18 protein-coding genes and 1 tRNA gene are annotated in these 19,669 nt (G+C 66.7%); 13 read left to right on the top strand and 6 right to left on the bottom strand.

Translation table 11 applies throughout. The features are described 5' to 3' along the window. A partial coding sequence (locus CON77_RS02915; RefSeq protein WP_157826826.1) for an Rne/Rng family ribonuclease occupies positions 1–1,663 on the bottom strand: 1,663 nt, incomplete at its 3' end. 559 nt (positions 1,664–2,222) lie between these two features. Here CON77_RS02915 and CON77_RS02910 point away from each other — a divergent pair. The 5 genes from CON77_RS02910 to CON77_RS02890 all read left to right on the top strand — a co-directional run bounded on the left by CON77_RS02910 (position 2,223) and on the right by CON77_RS02890 (position 6,041). Further along, positions 2,223–3,230, top strand: a complete 1,008-nt coding sequence (locus tag CON77_RS02910) for an RluA family pseudouridine synthase (protein WP_101047643.1) — start codon at positions 2,223–2,225, stop codon at positions 3,228–3,230. A gap of 33 nt (positions 3,231–3,263) precedes the next feature. Then, a complete protein-coding gene (locus CON77_RS02905) occupies positions 3,264–3,572 on the top strand; it encodes an H-NS histone family protein (protein WP_101047638.1) in 309 nt (102 codons plus the stop codon). A gap of 70 nt (positions 3,573–3,642) precedes the next feature. Further along, the gene (locus tag CON77_RS02900) at positions 3,643–4,302 is read left to right on the top strand and encodes an HAD family hydrolase (RefSeq protein ID WP_101047637.1); all 660 of its coding nucleotides are present in this window, start codon (positions 3,643–3,645) and stop codon (positions 4,300–4,302) included. Positions 4,303–4,333: 31 nt separating this feature from the next. After that, complete coding sequence (gene ylqF / locus CON77_RS02895) at positions 4,334–5,290, top strand: ribosome biogenesis GTPase YlqF (RefSeq protein ID WP_101047636.1); 957 nt, start codon at positions 4,334–4,336, stop codon at positions 5,288–5,290. 145 nt (positions 5,291–5,435) lie between these two features. Further along, the gene (locus CON77_RS02890) at positions 5,436–6,041 is read left to right on the top strand and encodes a hypothetical protein (protein WP_101047635.1); all 606 of its coding nucleotides are present in this window, start codon (positions 5,436–5,438) and stop codon (positions 6,039–6,041) included. Between the two features lie 40 nt (positions 6,042–6,081). Here CON77_RS02890 and CON77_RS02885 read toward each other — a convergent pair. Continuing rightward, a tRNA-Leu gene (locus CON77_RS02885) sits at positions 6,082–6,168 on the bottom strand. Between the two features lie 107 nt (positions 6,169–6,275). On the opposite strand from CON77_RS02885, the gene CON77_RS02880 reads away from it, so the two are divergent. Next, positions 6,276–6,902 (top strand): DUF6806 family protein, encoded by a 627-nt coding sequence (locus tag CON77_RS02880; RefSeq protein ID WP_101047634.1) that lies wholly within the window; start codon positions 6,276–6,278, stop codon positions 6,900–6,902. Between the two features lie 52 nt (positions 6,903–6,954). On the opposite strand, the gene CON77_RS02875 is transcribed toward CON77_RS02880, so the two are convergent. Together CON77_RS02875 and CON77_RS02870 are read right to left on the bottom strand one after the other, a co-directional pair. After that, the gene (locus CON77_RS02875) at positions 6,955–8,505 is read right to left on the bottom strand and encodes a fumarate hydratase (RefSeq protein ID WP_101047633.1); all 1,551 of its coding nucleotides are present in this window, start codon (positions 8,503–8,505) and stop codon (positions 6,955–6,957) included. A 42-nt stretch (positions 8,506–8,547) separates the two neighbouring features. Beyond that, positions 8,548–9,141, bottom strand: a complete 594-nt coding sequence (locus CON77_RS02870) for a TIGR00645 family protein (protein ID WP_101047642.1) — start codon at positions 9,139–9,141, stop codon at positions 8,548–8,550. A gap of 158 nt (positions 9,142–9,299) precedes the next feature. On the opposite strand from CON77_RS02870, the gene acs reads away from it, so the two are divergent. Next, the gene (acs, locus tag CON77_RS02865) at positions 9,300–11,294 is read left to right on the top strand and encodes an acetate--CoA ligase (protein ID WP_101047632.1); all 1,995 of its coding nucleotides are present in this window, start codon (positions 9,300–9,302) and stop codon (positions 11,292–11,294) included. 90 nt (positions 11,295–11,384) lie between these two features. On the opposite strand, the gene CON77_RS02860 is transcribed toward acs, so the two are convergent. Next, positions 11,385–11,690 (bottom strand): c-type cytochrome, encoded by a 306-nt coding sequence (locus CON77_RS02860; RefSeq protein WP_101047631.1) that lies wholly within the window; start codon positions 11,688–11,690, stop codon positions 11,385–11,387. Positions 11,691–11,815: 125 nt separating this feature from the next. On the opposite strand from CON77_RS02860, the gene CON77_RS02855 reads away from it, so the two are divergent. The 4 genes from CON77_RS02855 to CON77_RS02840 all read left to right on the top strand — a co-directional run bounded on the left by CON77_RS02855 (position 11,816) and on the right by CON77_RS02840 (position 16,510). Continuing rightward, positions 11,816–12,058 carry a TIGR04438 family Trp-rich protein gene (locus CON77_RS02855; protein ID WP_101047630.1) on the top strand — a complete coding sequence of 81 codons (243 nt, stop codon included), beginning with the start codon at positions 11,816–11,818 and terminating at the stop codon, positions 12,056–12,058. 118 nt (positions 12,059–12,176) lie between these two features. After that, positions 12,177–14,036, top strand: a complete 1,860-nt coding sequence (ilvD, locus tag CON77_RS02850; protein ID WP_101047629.1) for a dihydroxy-acid dehydratase — start codon at positions 12,177–12,179, stop codon at positions 14,034–14,036. A 76-nt stretch (positions 14,037–14,112) separates the two neighbouring features. Further along, positions 14,113–14,922 (top strand): prolipoprotein diacylglyceryl transferase, encoded by an 810-nt coding sequence (lgt, locus tag CON77_RS02845; RefSeq protein WP_101047628.1) that lies wholly within the window; start codon positions 14,113–14,115, stop codon positions 14,920–14,922. Positions 14,923–14,959: 37 nt separating this feature from the next. After that, positions 14,960–16,510: a malonate--CoA ligase gene (locus tag CON77_RS02840; RefSeq protein WP_101047627.1), complete on the top strand. Its 1,551-nt coding sequence runs from the start codon at positions 14,960–14,962 to the stop codon at positions 16,508–16,510. A gap of 26 nt (positions 16,511–16,536) precedes the next feature. On the opposite strand, the gene CON77_RS02835 is transcribed toward CON77_RS02840, so the two are convergent. Continuing rightward, positions 16,537–16,980 (bottom strand): universal stress protein, encoded by a 444-nt coding sequence (locus tag CON77_RS02835; RefSeq protein WP_101047626.1) that lies wholly within the window; start codon positions 16,978–16,980, stop codon positions 16,537–16,539. Positions 16,981–17,080: 100 nt separating this feature from the next. Here CON77_RS02835 and CON77_RS02830 point away from each other — a divergent pair, with 100 nt between their 5' ends. Together CON77_RS02830 and ccoS are read left to right on the top strand one after the other, a co-directional pair. Next, complete coding sequence (locus CON77_RS02830) at positions 17,081–19,471, top strand: heavy metal translocating P-type ATPase (protein ID WP_101047625.1); 2,391 nt, start codon at positions 17,081–17,083, stop codon at positions 19,469–19,471. A gap of 5 nt (positions 19,472–19,476) precedes the next feature. Then, on the top strand, positions 19,477–19,614 hold the full coding sequence (gene ccoS / locus CON77_RS02825) for a cbb3-type cytochrome oxidase assembly protein CcoS (RefSeq protein WP_101047624.1): 138 nt from the start codon (positions 19,477–19,479) through the stop codon (positions 19,612–19,614). Positions 19,615–19,669 lie beyond the last annotated feature (55 nt).

Below are 19,669 nucleotides of genomic sequence, written 5' to 3'. Positions count from 1 at the left end.
CAGCCACCGGTGCGGGCGCAGGGGCCACGGCTTCGGGTTTGGGGGCGGCCACCGGGGCCGGGCCGTCGGGCAGCACGCCCTTGATCACCGGTTCCTGCTTGTTGGTGCGTTCCTGGCTGCGGCGCGTCACGGCGGCCACGTCGTCCACCTCGTCGGCCAGTTTGTAGCTGGCGTCCAGGTTGTCCAGGCGCGGGTCGTCGTGCTTGATGCGCTCCAGCTTGTAGTGCGGCGTGTCCAGCGACTTGTTGGGCACCAGCAGCACGTTGATGCGCTGCTTCAGTTCGATCTTGGTGATCTCGGTGCGCTTTTCGTTCAGCAGGAAGCTGGCCACCTCGACCGGCACCTGCACCAGCACGGCGGCGGTGCTGTCCTTCAGCGACTCTTCCTGGATGATGCGCAGGATCTGCAGCGCGGAAGATTCGGTGTCGCGGATGTGGCCGGAGCCGCCGCAGCGCGGGCAGGGGATGGAGGCGCCTTCGGCCAGCGTCGGGCGCAGGCGCTGGCGGCTCATTTCCAGCAGGCCGAACTTGCTGATGGAGCCGAACTGCACGCGGGCGCGGTCCTGGCGCAGCGCGTCGCGCAGGCGGTTTTCCACCTCGCGGCGGTTGCGGCTTTCCTCCATGTCGATGAAGTCGATCACGATCAGGCCGCCCAGGTCGCGCAGGCGGGCCTGGCGCGCCACTTCGTCGGCGGCTTCCAGGTTGGTGCGGGTGGCGGTTTCCTCGATGTCGCCGCCCTTGATGGCGCGTGCCGAGTTCACGTCCACCGCCACCAGCGCTTCGGTCTGGTCGATCACGATGGCGCCGCCGCTGGGCAGTTGCACCGTGCGGCTGTAGGCGGTTTCGATCTGGTGCTCGATCTGGAAGCGGCTGAACAGCGGGGCGTCATCGCGGTAGCGTTTGACGCGGTGACCGTGCTCCGGCATCACGTGCGCCATGAACTGGTGCGCCTGCTCGTAAATGTCGTCGGTGTCGATCAGGATCTCACCGATGTCGCTGTTGAAGTAGTCGCGGATGGCGCGGATCACCAGGCTCGATTCCTGGTAGATCAGGAAGGCGCCCTTGCCGCCCTTGGCGGCGCCGTCGATGGCGCTCCAGAGCTTGAGCAGGTAGTTCAGGTCCCACTGCAGTTCGGCCGCGTCGCGCCCGATCCCGGCGGTGCGGGCGATGATGCTCATGCCGTTGGGGTATTCCAGCTGCTCCAGCGCGGCTTTCAGTTCGGCACGGTCCTCGCCCTCGATGCGGCGGCTCACGCCACCGCCGCGCGGGTTGTTGGGCATCAGCACCACGTAGCGGCCGGCCAGGCTGACGAAGGTGGTGAGTGCAGCCCCCTTGTTGCCGCGCTCTTCCTTTTCCACCTGGACCAGCAGTTCCTGGCCCTCGCGGATCACGTCCTGGATGCGCGCCTGGGAAGGCGAAACACCTTCCTTGAAGTACATGCGCGAGATTTCCTTGAACGGCAAAAAGCCGTGGCGTTCTTCGCCGTAATCAACAAAACAGGCTTCCAGCGACGGCTCGACGCGGGTGACGACGGCCTTGTAGATGTTGCCCTTGCGCTGCTCGCGCCCTTCGATTTCGATTTCGTAATCGAGCAGTTTCTGCCCGTCCACGATCGCCAGGCGGCGCTCTTCGGCCTGCGTGGCGTTGATCAACATGCGCTTCATGTGCGTTCCTCAGTTTCACTGACTACGGCGCCCCGGGTGGGGGCATGAGCCATGAACCGGCGTCGGAACGGCGCGAACGAGGAGGAATTGCCGGAGAGCCTGTGGCCGCTGCAGCCGGGCGGTGCGCCAGAGGGGCGCGCCGCGCGTGCTCAGTCCTGCCCAGGCATAGGCGCGTGGCGTTGGGTGATCAAAGGGGGCAAGTCGGTGCTTGACACTGCGTTTGCCTGTGGGTCTCTGGGTTCACTTGGGTCCGCGCTCAGCCCCGCCAATGGGGTGGACGGCTGAGCGTTTGGGGTATTCCGTATCGGGTTCGCTGTTCGGTGACGCTGGCTCGCCTGTGTGCGAGCGCCCGGCGTCTGGAAGCGACGGCAGGGGCGCATGGGCACAGGCTGGCAACCTTCCCAGTCTGGCCACTCACCGTGCGTGCCTTAAACTCTGAGGCAAATCAAACACTTGCAGCCACCGCTGGGAATGTCCATTATAGACGCCAGCGCCCGTTTCACGAAACCCGGTCGGCGCCGCGCCCGTGGCCGAGCCGACCCCGTCCAGCACAGCCCGCATGGCGACCCCTTCTTCTCCCGCTCCGGCCACCGTTCGCCATTTCACCGTCGATGGCGAATCTGCCGGACAACGGCTCGACAATTACCTGGTGCGCGAACTCAAAGGCGTGCCCAAAACCCACATTTACCGCATCATCCGGTCCGGTGAGGTGCGGGTCAACAAAGGCCGGGCCCAGGCCGATACCCGCGTGCAGGCGGGCGACCAGATCCGCGTGCCGCCCATCCGTTTGAGCGAACGCGCCGAACAGAAAGCGCAACACCCGGCACCGGCGCGGCAATTCCCACTCCTGTGGGACGATGCGGCCCTGCTGGCCATCGACAAACCGGCCGGCGTGGCGGTGCACGGCGGCAGCGGCGTGTCGTTTGGGGTGATCGAGCAATTGCGCCAGGCCCTGCCCGCGGCCCCCCTGCTGGAACTGGTGCACCGGCTCGATCGCGAAACCAGCGGCATTCTGCTGATTGCCAAGAAGAAAAGCGCATTGCGTGCGTTGCAGGACCAATTCCGCGAACGCGAAACCGACAAGACCTATTTGGCCCTGGTCAAGGGGGCGTGGCCGGCGCGCCAGAAAGTGCTCGACTGGCCCCTGCACAAATACCTGCTGCCCGATGGCGAGCGGCGCGTGCGCGTCACCACCCCCGACGATCCCGAAGGCATGCGTTCCATCACCCTGGTCCGGGTTTTGGGCGCGGTGACGCCGCCGGCCGATTGGCCGGTGCAGGCCGAGCAGGCATTCACCTTGCTGGCGGTGACGATCAAGACCGGCCGCACGCACCAAATCAGGGTGCATTTGTCCCACGCGGGACACCCGATATTGGGCGACGACAAATACGGCGACTTCGAACTCAATCGGCTGTTGCAACGCCACGGCCTGAAGCGGATGTTTCTGCACGCCTGGCAATTGGGGTTTGCCCATCCGGTGTCGCAAGCCCCGGTGCAATTGCGGGCGCCTTTGCCACCCGAATTGAAAAATTGGGGTGGGGTGCCTTCGATTTTGGGGTTAGAATAATTCCGGTTTTATTCAATAGAAGGACGTCGTTTCATGGCAACTTACAGCGAACTGGTTTCCCAAGCCCAGGCCCTGATGCAGCAAGCAGAACAGGTGCGCAAACAGGAATTGGCCAATGTGATCGCCGGCATCAAAGCCCAAATGCGCGAATACGGCATCACCGTGGAAGATCTGGGTGGAAACAGCGGTGCCGGCCGCAAGGCCGCGGCCCCCAAATCCAAGGCCGCCGCCAAATACCGTGGCCCCAACGGCGAACTGTGGTCTGGTGGTCCGGGCCGCAAACCTGATTGGGTCAAGGCCGCTTTGGCCGCCGGGCAGGATCTGGACACCTTCCGCATCTGAACCCCCGCGCCGTCAGGCGTGTGAAAAAGGGCGCACAATGCGCCCTTTTGTTTTTCTTGCCCACCGTGCCATGCGTCCACGCCAATTCGACCTGATCGCCTTCGACTGGGACGGCACCCTGTTCGACTCCACCGCCATCATCGTGCGCTGCATCCAGGCCGCGGTGCGCGACGTGGGCGGGCGCGAGCCCACGGCCGAGCAGGCCTCCTGGGTCATCGGCATGGGGCTGATGCAGGCCCTGGCGCACGCCGCCCCCGACGTGCCGCCCGAGCACTACCCGCGCCTGGGCGAGCGCTACCGCCACCACTACTGGGCGCACCAGCACGACATCAGCCTGTTTGACGGGGTGCTGCCCCTGCTGGATGAACTCCGCGACCGCCACCATTGGTTGGCGGTGGCCACCGGCAAAAGCCGCCGCGGGCTGGACGAAGCCTTGCAAGCGGTGGAGTTGCAGGGCTTGTTCGACGGCTCCCGCACCGCCGACGAAACCGCCGGCAAGCCGCACCCCCTGATGCTGCAGGAGCTGATGCGCGAATTCGGCGTGGACCCGGCACGCACCCTGATGATCGGCGACACCACCCACGACCTGCAGATGGCGGTCAACGCCGGCTGCGCCAGCGTCGGCGTGAGCTACGGCGCCCACGACCCGGCCGGTTTCGCCGAATTCCAGCCGCGTTTCGTGGCCCATTCGGTGGCCGAACTGCGCCGCTGGCTGGCCGAACACGCCTGATTTCCTGCAGACACCCCAAGGAGCGCCGCCCATGTCGGTTCAGTGGTTTCCCGGTCACATGCACGCCACCAAAAAGGCGATTCTGGAACGCATCAAGGAGATCGATGTCGTGATCGAGATGCTGGACGCCCGCCTGCCGGGCTCCAGCGCCAACCCCATGCTGGCCCAGCTCACCGCGGGCAAGCCCACGCTCAAGGTGCTGAACAAGCAGGACCTGGCCGATCCGGCGCGCACCGCGTTGTGGCTGGCGCATTACAACGCCCAGCCCGACACCCGCGCCATCGGCCTGCACGCCGGCACGGTGGCGCCGGCGCGCGCGCTCATCGCCGCATGCCACGAACTGGCGCCGCACCGCGGCGGCATGGTCAAGCCCATGCGCGTGCTCATCGGCGGCATTCCCAACGTGGGTAAGTCCACCCTCATCAACACCCTGGTGGGCAAGCGCGCCACCAAAACCGGGGACGAGGCCGGCATCACCAAGCAGGAGCAGCGCATCGCTCTGGCCGACGATTTTTACCTCTACGACACCCCCGGCATGCTCTGGCCCAAGATCGTGGTGCCCGAAAGCGGCTACCACCTGGCCGCCAGCGGGGCGGTGGGCCGCAACGCCTACGACGAGGAAGAGGTGGCGCTGGAGCTGCTCAAGGCGCTCAAAGGGCCTTACGGTGCGCAATTGGAAGCGCGTTACAAATGGGGTTGGACGGCCGAGGCCGTGGCCCGGTGCAAGGAAGACGAGTTGCTCACCGCGGTGGGCCGCAAGCGCGGGGCCTTGTTGCCGGGCGGGCGCCTGAACGCGCAGAAGGCCGCCGAAATCCTGCTGACCGACTTTCGCACCGGGGCGCTCGGTCCCATCACCCTGGAAACCCCCGAGGAACACACCCGCTGGTTGCAGGCGGCCCTGCAACACGAGGCCGACCTCGCCGCCGAGCGCAAGGCGCGCCAGGCGGCCCGGCGCGGGGGTTCGCGTGCGGCGCCGGGGACGGCCTGAAGGGTTTTCCCGGTACTTGTCCCGCGATTCGCTGGACAAGTGTGTGCACAACTGTGGGGAAGTCCGGTATGGCGGGCGCAAGTCCTTGATTTGCCAGCCTTCTGTTTGACCTGCCACATTTTTCAGCGATTTTGCGACCGTCTCCATGGACACTTTGGTCTGGTTTGTTTTGCTGGCGCTGGGCGCCTACGTGGTCAAGTGGCGCGACGAGCGCCGCCGCATCGCCTTGCTGGGCGGTCATTTGCGTGGCTACCAGATCGAGCGGCTGATGGCGCAGCTGACCGAGGGCTACCTGCGGGCGCTGGGCGAGGACGACCCGCAGCGGCGCGAGCAGGTCTGGCAAGTGCTGACCGGGGCCGAGCGCGAACTCGCCTCGCAGTTCGCGGGTCTGTCGGCCGACATGGCCCGTGTGCCCGCCGCCGACACCCGCATCTGCCGCTGGCCGCTGGCGGACAAGTGGTGGCCCGCCGCCACGCTGGACTTGCGTGCCGCCCTGGCCCTGCACGCCCAGGGCTTGCAGTCCGTGGCCGAGAACGCGACCGGGCGATCGGCCAAGGCCAAGGCGCGCTGCCTGCTGGCCGAAATGGTGCTGATGCAGCACACCTGCCACTGGTTCTGCAAGTCGAAAACTGTGGCCTCGGCGCGGCTGCTGGCGCGCCAGCGCGCGACGCTGGAACAGGTGCTGGAGGAGGTGTCTGAAGAGACGCGGCGCCGTTACGCCGACTGGCTGCAGGCCGGCCCTGGGCGTTGAGTGGCCGCTGGCCGGGCCTGGCGCCGCGGCCTCCGGCGGCTGGTGCGAGCGGCGGGAATCGAACCCGCACGGCCGTGAGGCCTCAGGATTTTAAGTCCTGTGTGTCTACCAATTTCACCACGCTCGCCGGGCTGTCGGGGATTGTAGCGGGCACGGTCCGGCCCCAGGATTTACAATCGGTCCCTGTCGAAAAGGGCAGGAACGCGCCTTCGGCGCCCACCAGCGAGCAACACCATGAGCCACCAACCTCCGCCTTTTGAGATCCATGTCCACGGGGACATCCACCTGCGCGACGACGTGGACTACAACCAGATCCAGGAGGCGCTCAAGCCCCTGTGGGCCTATGCCGGTGCCCGTTCGCTGATCGACGCCGCCCCCAGCGCCTACGAAGACGAACCCGGCATCCGTTTCGACCCCAAGCAGCACCTGCTGCAGATGTGCTGGACCCTCGAGGGCGACGAGGATTTCCGTCTGGCCATCGACGAGGCCTGTATGGGCCTGAACGACATCGCTGCCACCGGCGCGGCGATCGAAGTGTCCTTCTACGACATCGAATTCGACGAAGAGGAAGACGGCGACCCGGACGCTGAAGCCCGCGACGACTTCGTCATGTGTTTCGTGGGCCCGACGCCGGCGGCCATCATGCAGGTGCAGCGCGACATGCTGGTGCAGGACGTGGTGCACCTGATGGAGCGCCATTTCGACGCGTCGGAACTGGGCGATGTGGTGGCAGCGGTGGACCGCCTGTTCACCGACCGTTTCGACGCGCTCGTCAGCTCCATGCAGTTGGGCAAACCGCCCCGTGGCAGCGGCCCCACCGGCGGGCATGGCGGCCCACGCAAGCCGCGCCATTTGCACTGACACTCCACAAAAAACCCCGGCATGCCGGGGTTTTTGCTGGGGTCGGAGGGGTTCAGCCCGCTGTCACGGCAATCCCTTTGAACTCGCCGCTGCCGATGCGCTTGCTCCATTCGGCCGGGCCGCTTTCGTGCACGTTGTCGCCGCTGGAGTCCACAGCCACGGTCACAGGCATGTCCTTCACATCGAATTCGTAGATGGCTTCCATGCCCAGGTCGGCAAAGCCCACCACCTTGGCGGCCTTGATGGCCTTGGCCACCAGGTAGGCGGAACCGCCCACGGCCATCAGGTAAGCACTCTTGTTGTCCTTGATGGCTTCGATGGCGACTGGGCCGCGTTCGGACTTGCCGATCATCGAGATCAGGCCGGTCTTCTCCAGCATCATGCGGGTGAATTTGTCCATGCGGGTGGCGGTGGTCGGGCCGGCGGGGCCGACCACTTCGTCGCCCACCGGGTCCACCGGGCCCACGTAGTAGATCACGCGGTTGGTGAAGTCCACCGGCAGCGGCTCGCCCTTGGCCAGCATGTCCTGGATGCGCTTGTGCGCGGCGTCGCGGCCGGTCAGCATCTTGCCGTTGAGCAGCAGTTTCTGTCCCACTTTCCAGCTGGCCACTTCTTCCTTGGTCAGCGTGTCCAGGTTGACGCGGGTGGCGCTTTTCGTGTCCGGCGTCCAGGTCACGGCCGGCCAGTCTTCCAGCTTGGGCGGCTCCAGGGTGGCGGGGCCGCTGCCGTCCAGGTGGAAGTGCACGTGGCGGGTGGCCGCGCAGTTGGGGATCATGGCCACGGGCAGGGAGGCCGCGTGGGTGGGGTAGTCCAGGATCTTCACGTCCACCACCGTGGTCAGGCCGCCCAGGCCTTGCGCGCCAATGCCCAGGGCGTTGACCTTCTCGTACAGTTCCAGGCGCAGTTCTTCCACGCGGCTCAGCGCGGCGCCGGACTTCTTCTTGTCGATCAGTTCGTGGATGTCCACCGGCGCCATCAGCGACTCCTTGGCCAGCAGCAGCGCCTTTTCCGGTGTGCCGCCGATGCCGATGCCCAGAATGCCCGGCGGACACCAGCCGGCGCCCATGGTGGGCACGGTTTTCAGCACCCAGTCCACCACCGAGTCGGACGGGTTGAGCGCGTAAAACTTGGACTTGTTCTCCGAGCCGCCGCCCTTGGCCGCACAGATCACCTCCACGTGGTCACCCGGCACGATTTCGTAGTGCACCACCGCGGGGGTGTTGTCCTTGGTGTTCTTGCGGGCGCCGGCCGGGTCGGCCAGCACCGAGGCTCGCAGCGGGTTGTCCGGGTTCAGGTAGGCGCGGCGCACGCCTTCGTTGATCATGTCCTGCACGCTCATCGTCGCGTCGGGCCAGGTCACGTTCATGCCCACTTTCAGGAACACCACGGCAATGCCGGTGTCCTGGCAGATCGGGCGGTGGCCTTCGGCGCTCATGCGGCTGTTGGTCAGGATCTGCGCGATCGCGTCCTTGGCGGCGGGGCTTTGCTCGCGCTCATAAGCTTCGCCCAGCGCCTGGATGTAGTCCAGCGGGTGGTAGAAGCTGATGTACTGGAAGGCGTCGGCGATGGACTGGATCAGGTCTTCCTGCTTGATGGCGGTCATGGCTGTCTTTCGGATGCGGTTGGCGGGGAAGGGGCGTTCGGCTCAATGGCCGTCGTCGGCGGAAGGGCGGTGCAGCAGCCGGTCGGTCATGGCGATGGCCATGGCGCTGAGCAGGAACACCACGTGGATGATGGTCTGCCACATCAACACCTTCTCCGAATAGTTGGCGGCGTTGATGAAGGTCTTGAGCAGGTGGATCGAGCTGATGCCGATGATGGCCGTGGCCAGCTTCACCTTCAGCACCGAGGCGTTGACGTGGCTGAGCCATTCCGGCTGGTCGGGGTGGCTTTCCAGGCCCATGCGACTGACGAAGGTTTCGTAGCCACCCACGATCACCATGATCAGCAGGTTGGAGATCATCACCACGTCGATCAGGGCCAGCACCACCAGCATGATGATGGTTTCGTTGAGTCCGTTGATTTGGGTGGTGGTGACATAGCCGATGCTGGTGATCAGCTTCTGCAGCGCCACCTCGTTGCCGAAGGCCGCTTCGATCAGGTGGACCAGCTCCACCCAGAAGTGGAAGACGTAGATGCCCTGGGCCGCGATCAGGCCGATGTAAAGCGGCAATTGCAGCCAACGGCTGGCAAAAATCAGTTTCGGCAGGGGGGCGATGGGTTTGAGGGGGGTCGTCATGTTGGGCGCAATGGGGGCAACCACGGGGTCGCACAGATCTGATCAATTGTAGAGTGTGTGCTTTACAGCGTCGGCAGTCTTGTGTAAGAGCCTCGTCAGAGATTTTGCGCACAGTCCGCAGGGTTGAATGTTCCCTGACCCCCTAGAGGAGACCTTGCATGTCCGAACCATCCACCGCCATCCAATCCACGCTCGTGGAAAACCGCGTGTTCGAGCCCAGCGCCGCCACCGTCGCGTCCGCTCGCATCGCCGGCATGGATGCCTACAACGCCCTGTGCGCCGAGGCCGAGCAGGATTTTGAAGGCTTCTGGGGCAAGCGCGCCAAAGAGCTGCTGGCCTGGCACAAGCCTTTCACCCAAGTGCTGGACGAGTCCGAGGCCCCGTTCTACAAGTGGTTCCAGGACGGTGAACTGAACGCCTCCTACAACTGTCTGGACCGCCACATGGGCACCCCGACAGAGAACAAGACCGCCATCATCTTCGAAGCCGACGGCGGCGAGGTGACCAAGGTCACCTACAAGGAACTGCTGGCCAAGGTCAGCCAGTTTGCCAACGTGCTCAAGGCCAAAGGCGTGAAGAAGGGCGACCGCGTCGTTCTGTACATGCCGATGACCATCGAAGGCGTGGTGGCGATGCAGGCCTGTGCCCGCATCGGCGCGACCCACAGCGTGGTGTTCGGTGGTTTCTCCGCCGGCGCGCTGAAAGACCGCATCCAGGACGCCGGTGCCGTGGCCGTGGTCACCGCCAACTACCAGATGCGCGGTGGCAAGGAGCTGCCGCTCAAGTCCATCGTGGACGAAGCCCTGGCCATGGGCGGTTGCGAGACCATCCGCAGCGTGCTGGTGTACCAGCGCACCCCGACCGCCGTGAACATGGTGGCCGGCCGCGACACCTTCATGCACGAAGAAATGGCCCAGCAGTCCACCGACTGCCCGGCCGAAATGGTGGGCGCCGAGCACCCGCTGTTCGTGCTCTACACCTCCGGCTCCACCGGCAAGCCCAAGGGCGTGCAGCACAGCACCGGTGGCTACCTGCTGTGGGCCAACCTGACCATGAACTGGACCTTCGACCTGAAGGACAACGACGTGTTCTGGTGCACCGCCGACATCGGCTGGATCACCGGCCACAGCTACGTGGCCTACGGCCCGTTGGCCGCCGGCGCCACCCAGATCGTGTTCGAAGGTGTGCCCACCTACCCGAACGCAGGCCGCTTCTGGCAGATGATCGAGAAGCACAAGTGCACCATCTTCTACACCGCGCCCACCGCCATCCGCTCGTTGATCAAGGCCGCGGACACCGACGAGAAGGTGCACCCGAAGAACTGGGACCTGTCGTCCGTGCGCATCCTGGGCTCGGTCGGTGAGCCGATCAACCCCGAAGCCTGGATGTGGTACTACAAGCACATCGGCGGCGAGCGTTGCCCGATCGTGGACACCTTCTGGCAGACCGAAACCGGCGGCCACATGATCACCCCGCTGCCGGGCGCCACGCCGCTGGTGCCGGGTTCCTGCACGCTGCCGCTGCCGGGCATCATGACCGCCATCGTGGACGAGACCGGCAACGACGTGCCCAACGGCGCGGGCGGCATCCTGGTGGTCAAGCGCCCCTGGCCGTCCATGATCCGCACCATCTGGGGCGACCCGGAGCGTTTCAAGAAGAGCTACTTCCCCGAAGAGCTCAAGGGCTACTACCTGGCTGGCGACGGTGCCGTGCGCAGCGCCGACCGCGGTTACTTCCGCATCACCGGCCGCATCGACGACGTGCTGAACGTGTCCGGCCACCGCATGGGCACGATGGAAATCGAATCCGCGCTGGTGGGCAAGACCGACCTGGTGGCCGAAGCCGCCGTGGTGGGTCGTCCGGACGACCTGACCGGCGAAGCCATCGTGGCCTTCGTGGTGCTCAAGCGCCCGATCCCGACCGGTGACGAAGCCAAGGCCCTGGCCAACGAACTGCGCAACTGGGTGGCCAAGGAGATCGGCCCGATCGCCAAGCCCAAGGAAATCCGCTTCGGTGAAAACCTGCCCAAGACCCGCTCCGGCAAGATCATGCGCCGCCTGCTGCGCTCGCTGGCCAAGGGCGAAGCCGTGACCCAGGACACCTCCACCCTGGAGAACCCGCACATCCTGGAGCAGTTGGCCAAGACCAACTGATGCACCGGGCGCCCCCTCCGCACGGATGGGGCGCAGGCACAAAAAAACCCGCAGCCTGCTGCGGGTTTTTTTGTGGGCAGAGCCGGCGAATTACTTCAGGCCCAGCACCCAGGCGGCCAGTTTCTTGGCGTCGGCTTCGCTCACCTGCGGGTTGGCCGGCATCGGGATCGCGCCCCACACGCCAGAACCGCCCTTGACGATCTTGGTGGCCAGCTTGTCGGCGGCGGTTTTGTCGCCGGCGTACTTCTTGGCCACTTCTTTGTAAGCCGGGCCCACCAGCTTTTTGTCCACGGCGTGGCAGGCCATGCAGTTCTTGGATTTGGCCAGGGCTTCGTCGGCCATGGCGGGCAGGGCCACCACGGTGCTGGCAGCGAGGATGAGCAGTGCGCGTTTCATCGTGACTTCCTTGGGTGAGAATACGGTTGATGGACGGCCCGATTCTACGGGCAGTCTTTTGTGCGCTGGTCGAGCCCTTACGACTTGTTGCACTCGAAACGCGGGGCGTCACAGGAGGTTGAGCCATGTACCTGTTGGTTCTGGGGGTGGTGTTGCTGTTGCTCAAATACCTGGCCGTGGGGCCGGTGGCCGATTGGTCCTGGTGGTGGGTGCTGTCGCCCTTCGCCTTGACCGTGCTGTGGTGGGCGTTTGCCGACAAGACCGGCTACACCCGACGCAAGGCCATGGAAAAGGAAGCGCAGCGCAAGCTCGATCGCATCAACGAGAGTCGCAAACGCCTGGGCATGCCGGTCAAACCCAAGCGCTGAAATCCCGTGGCCTGGCCAGGGTTCCGCCCGGGTCGGGGGCTGGGGCCGGGGCGCCTGCCGCATAATTCCAAGTTGGCCCGGTTTGCCGGGTTGGCCCGTTTTCTGAGAGAGCTTTCCCATGCCCGTCTACCGTTCCAAAACCTCTACCGCCGGCCGCAACATGGCGGGTGCGCGCTCCCTGTGGCGCGCCACCGGCATGAAGGACGATGATTTTTCCAAGCCCATCATCGCCATCGCCAACAGCTTCACCCAGTTTGTCCCCGGCCACGTCCACCTGAAGGACCTGGGCCAGCTGGTGGCGCGCGAGATCGAGGCCGCCGGTGGCGTGGCCAAGGAATTCAACACCATCGCCGTGGACGACGGCATTGCCATGGGCCACGACGGCATGTTGTACTCGCTGCCCAGCCGCGACCTGATCGCCGATTCGGTCGAGTTCATGGTCAACGCCCACTGCGCCGACGCGCTGGTGTGCATCTCCAACTGCGACAAAATTACCCCTGGCATGCTGATGGCCGCCATGCGCCTGAACATCCCGGTCGTTTTCGTCTCGGGCGGCCCCATGGAAGCCGGCAAGGTGCGCCTGGCGGTGCCGGGCACCCAGACCATCCAGATCAAGAAGCTGGACCTGGTGGACGCCATGGTGATGGCCGTGGACGACAAGGTCAGCGACGCCGACCTGGCCGAGGTCGAGCGTTCGGCCTGCCCGACCTGCGGTTCTTGTTCGGGCATGTTCACCGCCAACTCGATGAACTGCCTGACCGAGGCGCTGGGCCTGAGCCTGCCCGGCAACGGCACCGTGGTGGCCACCCACGCCGACCGCGAACAGCTGTTCAAGCGCGCCGGCCGCCTGGCGGTGGAACTGTGCCGGCGCTACTACGAAGGGGATGACGAATCGGTGCTGCCGCGCTCGGTGGGTTTCAAGGCCTTCGAGAACGCCATCACCCTGGACATCGCCATGGGCGGTTCCACCAACACCATCCTGCACCTGCTGGCCATCGCCCAGGAGGCCGGCATCGACTTCACCATGAAGGACATCGACCGCCTGTCGCGGGAGGTGCCGCAGCTGTGCAAGGTCGCGCCCAACACCAACAAGTACCACATCGAGGACGTGCACCGCGCGGGCGGCATCATGGCCATTCTGGGTGAGTTGGACCGCGCCGGCAAGCTGCACACCGACGTGCCCACCATCCACGCCAAAACCATGAAGGACGCGCTGGACCAGTGGGACATCGCTCGCGCACCGTCCGACGAAGTCAAGACCTTCTACATGGCCGGCCCGGCCGGCATCCCCACCCAGGTGGCCTTCAGCCAAGCCACCCGCTGGCCCAGCCTGGACACCGACCGCGCCGAGGGCTGCATCCGCTCCTACGACCACGCTTTCAGCAAGGAAGGCGGTCTGGCTGTGCTGCACGGCAACATCGCCCTGGACGGCTGCGTGGTCAAGACCGCGGGCGTGGACGAGTCCATCCTGGTGTTCGAGGGCTCGGCCTACGTGACCGAGTCGCAGGACGAGGCGGTGGCCGACATCCTGGCCGACAAGGTGAAGGCCGGCGACGTGGTGATCGTGCGTTACGAAGGCCCCAAGGGCGGCCCGGGCATGCAGGAAATGCTCTACCCGACCAGCTACATCAAGTCCAAGGGCCTGGGCAAGGCCTGCGCGCTGCTCACCGACGGCCGTTTCTCGGGCGGCACCTCGGGCCTGTCCATCGGCCACTGCTCTCCCGAGGCGGCGGCCGGTGGCGCCATCGGCCTGGTGCGCAACGGCGACCGCATCCGCATCGACATCCCCAACCGTTCGATCGACGTGCTGCTGAGCGACGACGAACTGGCCGCCCGCCGTGCCGAGCAGGACGCCAAGGGCTGGAAGCCGGCGCAGCCGCGCCCGCGCAAGGTGTCGGCCGCGCTGAAGGCCTACGCGTTGCTGGCCACCAGCGCCGACAAGGGCGCGGTGCGCGACCTGTCGCTGCTGGACGACTGAGCCCCGTCGCCATTCCCTCTGCACAGCCCCTGCGGTCCGCCCCAGGGGCTGTGTGCTTTGCAGGCACAATGCGCGCATGTTGATGTACCCGCAAATCGATCCGGTGGCCCTGCAGCTGGGGCCGCTGGCCATCCATTGGTACGGCCTGACCTACCTGGCGGCCTTTGGCCTGTTTCTGTGGCTGGGCACCCGGCGCCTGGGTCACGAGCCCTTCGCCTCGCTCACGGGGGCGCAGGCCTGGGCGCGCCGCGACGTGGAAGACATCCTGTTCCTGGGCGTGCTCGGCGTCATCCTGGGCGGGCGCCTGGGTTACGTGCTGTTCTACAAGCCGCTGGACTACCTGGCCCACCCGTTGAGCGTGTTCGCCGTGTGGGAAGGGGGCATGAGCTTCCACGGCGGCCTGATCGGCGTGTTGCTGGCCATGGCCTGGTTCGCCCGCAGCCGCCAGCGCCCCTGGTTGCAGGTGATGGACTTCGTGGCCCCCTGCGTGCCCACCGGCTTGGCCGCGGGCCGCATCGGCAACTTCATCAACGGCGAGCTGTGGGGGCGGGTGGCCGATCCCGCGCTGCCCTGGGGCATGGTGTTCCGCGGCGCGGGCCCGCTGCCGCGCCACCCCTCGCAGCTCTACCAGTTTTTGTTGGAAGGCCTGTTGTTGTTCGTGCTGCTGTGGCTGTACGCCCGCCGGCCGCGCCGAGTGGGCGAGGTCTCCGCCGCCTTCCTGACGGGCTATGGGAGCATGCGTTTTACCGCCGAATTCTTCCGCGAACCCGATGCCCACCTCGGTCTGCTCGGTCTGGGGCTGAGCATGGGGCAGTGGCTGAGTTTGCCCATGGTGCTGGCGGGTCTGGCGCTGTGGCGCTGGGCGCAACGCCCCTCCCGCCCTTGAGGCGGGCTGTGGGTCCACCAAGTTTCCGGTGTTGGGCATGAGCACTTCGAACCAGAACCTGTATGCCGCCTTGCGCGCGGCCTTCCCCGCCGACCTGGACACCTGGGCGGTGGAAACCGACCAGGGCCTGGTCTACACCTGGCGCGACCTGGACCGTGCCAGCGCCATGGTGGCCAACCTGCTGCAGTCCTTGGGTCTGCCCGAGGGCGCCCGGGTGGCCGCACAGGTGGACAAATCGGTGGAGGCCATGGTGCTCTACCTGGCCACCCTGCGCGCCGGTCTGGTGTTCCTGCCCTTGAACACCGCCTACCAGAAGGCCGAGATCGGGTATTTCATCGCCGACGCCGAGCCCGCGGTCGTGGTCTGCACGCCCGCCCATTTCGGCTGGGTCAGCAAGATCGCCTTCAAGGCCGGCGCCCAAGCGGTGTTCACCCTGGGCGACGACCGCAGCGGCAGCCTGCTGGAGCGGGCGGCCCACCACAGCGACGTGCAGACGCTGGTGCCCTGTGCCGCCGACGACCTGGCCGCCATCCTCTACACCAGCGGCACCACCGGGCGCAGCAAGGGGGCCATGCTGAGCCACGGCAACCTGTTGAGCAACGCCCAGGTGCTCCACGCCTACTGGGGCTGGCAGTCCGGCGATGTGCTCATCCATGCCCTGCCGATCTTCCACGTGCACGGCCTGTTCGTGGCCATCCACGCCGCCCTGCTCAACGGCAGCCCCATGCTCTGGTGCGTCCAGTTCGAGCCGTCCCAGGTGATCGCCTGGCTGCCTCGGGCGACCGTCTTCATGGGCGTGCCCACCTTGTACGTGCGCCTGCTGGCCGACCCCCGGCTCGATGCCGAAGCGGCCCGCCACATGCGCCTGTTCGTCTCGGGCTCGGCGCCCTTGCTGATCGACACCTTCCGGGCCTGGCAGGCGCGCACTGGCCAAACCATCCTGGAGCGCTACGGCATGAGCGAAACCACCATGCTCACCTCCAACCCCTACCGCGCCGATGCGCGCCACGGCGGCCAGGCCGAGCGCCGGGGCGGGACGGTGGGCTTTCCTCTGCCCGGGGTGTCCTTGCGTCTGGTGGACGACCGCGACCACCCCGTGGCCACGGGGACGGTCGGGCACATCCAGGTGCGTGGCCCCAACGTGTTCCAGGGATACTGGCGCATGCCCGAAAAAAACCGCGAGGCATTCACCGCCGACGGCTGGTTCCGCACCGGCGATGTCGGCCAGCAGGACGGGCGCGGCTACCTCAGCATCGTCGGTCGCAACAAGGACCTCATCATCAGCGGCGGCTACAACGTCTACCCGGCGGAAATCGAAAGCGTCATCAACGAACTGCCGGGCGTGGTCGAAAGCGCGGTGGTGGGCGTGCCGCACCCCGATTTCGGCGAGGTGGGCGTGGCCCTGGTGGTGGCCCGGCCAGGGGCGGCGATGGTGCCCGAGGCGGTGCTGGCTGCGCTCAAGGCCTCGTTGGCCAATTACAAGGTGCCCAAGCGCTGCGTGCTGGTGCCAGACCTGCCGCGCAATGCCATGGGCAAGGTGCAGAAGAACCTGCTGCGCGACACCTACCGCGACAGCTTCGCGGGTTGACGGGCTGAGGGGCGCCTAAGCCGGCGTCAGCGCAACACCAGCACCGGGGTGTGCGAGTGCGTCAGCACCTGCTGGGTTTCGCTGCCCAGCAGCAGGCGCTTGAGGCCACGACGGCCGTGCGAGGCCATCACGATCAGGTCCACCTTGTGGCGTTTGGCCGCCGCGATCACGGCCTCGGCGATCAGGTCCGACTTGACCGTGGTGGCCTTGACCTTGACGGCCCGTTTCTGCCCTTCGGCCTTGACCGCGTTGACCACGGCCTGGGCGTCTTCCTGCCATTCCTTTTCGATGCGCTGGATTTCCTCGTTGGCCAGCGCCATGCCGCCTTCGAAGTAGGTCTGCGGGTAGCGCGGCACCACTTTGAGGGCCACCACCTCGGCGCCGGTGGCGTCGGCCAGCTTCAGGGTGTGCTCGACCGCGGCCTGGGACAGTTTGGAGCCGTCGGTGGCCACCAGAATGCGCTTGTACATCTTCGTTCTCCTCAGGTGAGTTTTCAGCCTAACACCGTTCGGGCCGGACCGGTTGATGTAAGTCAAACGCGGCGGCAGTCCTCTGGGGTAAGCTCCAACCATGGCAGATTCGACGGTGGTGGGGCAAGTCGGGAGCGTCGCGCAGGTGACGGGTGCGGGCGCTGCAGCGGCGGAGCCGGCCGGCCTGGGGATCTTCGGCACCCACCGCGGCCCGCTCACGGTGGACGACGACTTCCGCGTGCTGGACGACCCGATCGAGCAGCAGGTCTTCACCCAGCCTTGCGAAGTGGCCGGCCAGGCCCTGTGCGAATCGGTGCTGATGGTGCAGGGCATGTATTGCGCCGCCTGTGCCGACACCGTGGAAAGTGCCCTGACTGGCCGGGCCGGGGTGGCTTCGGCCCAGGTGCACGCCGCCACCCGCCGCCTGACCGTGCGCTGGGACCCGGCGCGCACCCGCATTTCCGACCTGGCCCGCGCCGTCGGCGACACCGGCTACCGCCTGCTGCCTCTGCAGCAGGCGCTCGGCATTGGCGAGCGCCTGGCCGAGACCCGCCGCGCCCTGTGGCGCCTCTTCGTCGCCGGTTTTTGCATGATGCAGGTGATGATGTACGCGTGGCCGGCCTACGTCACCGAGCCCGGCGACATCCCGGCCGACATCGAACAATTGCTGCGCTGGGCCAGTTGGGTGCTGAGCCTGCCGGTGCTGTTCTTCGCCAGCGGGCCGTTTTTTCAGGGGGCCTGGCGCGACCTCCGGCGCGGCCGTGTCGGCATGGACACGCCGGTGTCCATCGGCATCCTGGTCACCTTCCTGGTCAGCACCGCCGCCACCTTCGAGCCCACCGGTCCCTGGGGCGGCGAGGTCTGGTTCGACTCGCTCACCATGTTCGTTTTTTTCTTGCTGGGCGGGCGCTACCTGGAATTCAAGGCCCGCGACCGCACGGCCGGCGCGCTCGACGCCCTGATGAACCGCCTGCCCGAGCAGTGCGAACGCCAGACCGCGGCCGGTGGTTTCGAATCCGTTTCGCTCAAGCGCCTGGCCCTGGGCGATGTGGTGCGCGTCCAGGTCGGTCAGGCCTTCCCGGGCGACGGCGAGGTGTTGAGCGCCGGTGCCACCGTGGACGAGGCCTTGCTGACCGGCGAGTCCCACCCCGTCACCCGGCGCCAGGGCGAGGCGGTGGTGGCCGGCAGTTACAACCTGGCCGGGCCGGTGCTGGTGCGACTCGACCGCCTGGGGCGCGACACCCGCTTCGCCCAGATCGTCTCGCTCATGGAGCGCGCCTCCACCGAAAAACCCCGGCTGGCGCAGTTGGCCGACCGGATCGCCGCGCCCTTCCTGCTGCTGGTGCTGTTGGCCGCCGCCGTGGCCGGGTTGTACTGGTGGCAGATCGATCCGCAGCGCGCCCTGGCCGTGGCCGTGGCGGTGCTGATCGTCACCTGCCCGTGTGCCTTGTCGCTGGCCACGCCGGCGGCCATGCTGGCCGCGGCCGGGGCCCTGGCCGGGCAAGGCACCCTGGTGCGGCGCCTGCAAGCCTTCGAAACCCTGGCCGCGGTGGACACCGTGGTGTTCGACAAGACCGGCACCCTGACCCAGGACCGGGTGGTGCTGCGCGACGTCCTGACCCGCCCGGGCCTGGACGCCGCCCAGGCCTTGCGCCTGGCCCAGCCCATGAGCGCCACGTCCTTGCACCCGGTGTCGCGGGCCATCGCGCTGGCAGCGGGGCCGGGGGAGGGCGTGCCCTTCGTCGAGGTGAACGACACCCCGGGGCGGGGCCTGTCGATGCAGGACGCCCAAGGGCAGCTGTGGCGCCTGGGCTCGGCCCGGCACTGCGGTCTGGACGAGGCCATCCTGTTGGCCCAGGGCCAGGCGGTGGCCGACGCGCCTTGCGCCTACCTGGTCGATGCGTGCGGCTGGGTCGCCACCTTCGTCATGGACGAGGGGGTGCGCAGCGACGCGACCGAGGCCATCGCGGCCCTGCACCGTGCCGGTCTGCGCACCCGCCTGCTGTCGGGCGACCGACGCAGCGCCGTCGACCGGGTGGCGCGGCAGTTGGGCATGGGCGCGGTGGTGGCCGAGGCCTCCCCGGAAGACAAACTGGCCGACGTGCAAGCCCTCCAGGCGGCCGGTTCGCGCCTGGCCATGGTGGGCGACGGTCTGAACGACGGTCCGGTGCTGGCCCGGGCCGACGCCTCGTTCGCGCTGGGCCATGGCGCGCCGCTGACGCAGGCCCAGGCCGATTTCGTGGTGCAAAGCGGGCGTTTGAGCGACATCGTGCTGACGTTGCAGCACGCCCGGCGTACCATGGCGGTCGTGCGCCAGAACCTCTGGTGGGCGGCGGGCTACAACGCGGTGTGCGTGCCCCTGGCGCTGCTGGGGTGGATGCCGCCCTGGCTGGCCGGTCTGGGCATGGCCGCCAGTTCCCTGCTGGTCATCGGCAACGCCTTGCGCCTGTCCCGCTTGGCCCCCGTTTCTGAAACTGTCACAGCGAGGTGACCCCGATGGAAGTCCTCTACCTGCTCATCCCCTTGTCCGTGTTGCTCGTGCTGGGCATCATCGGTCTGTTCTGGTGGTCCCTGCAATCGGGGCAGTTCGACAACATCGAACGCGAAGGCGAACGCATTTTGCGGAGCGATTGACATATATCAACTGGAACCCTGGGGTATCCCCGGATACTGCACCGTGGTGAATTTC

Source organism: Macromonas nakdongensis, from assembly GCF_002837145.1.
GTDB classification, from domain to species: domain Bacteria; phylum Pseudomonadota; class Gammaproteobacteria; order Burkholderiales; family Burkholderiaceae_C; genus Macromonas_B; species Macromonas_B nakdongensis.
The sequence above is the reverse complement of the archived record's forward strand: the minus strand, read 5'-3'. Positions and strand labels throughout refer to the sequence as shown.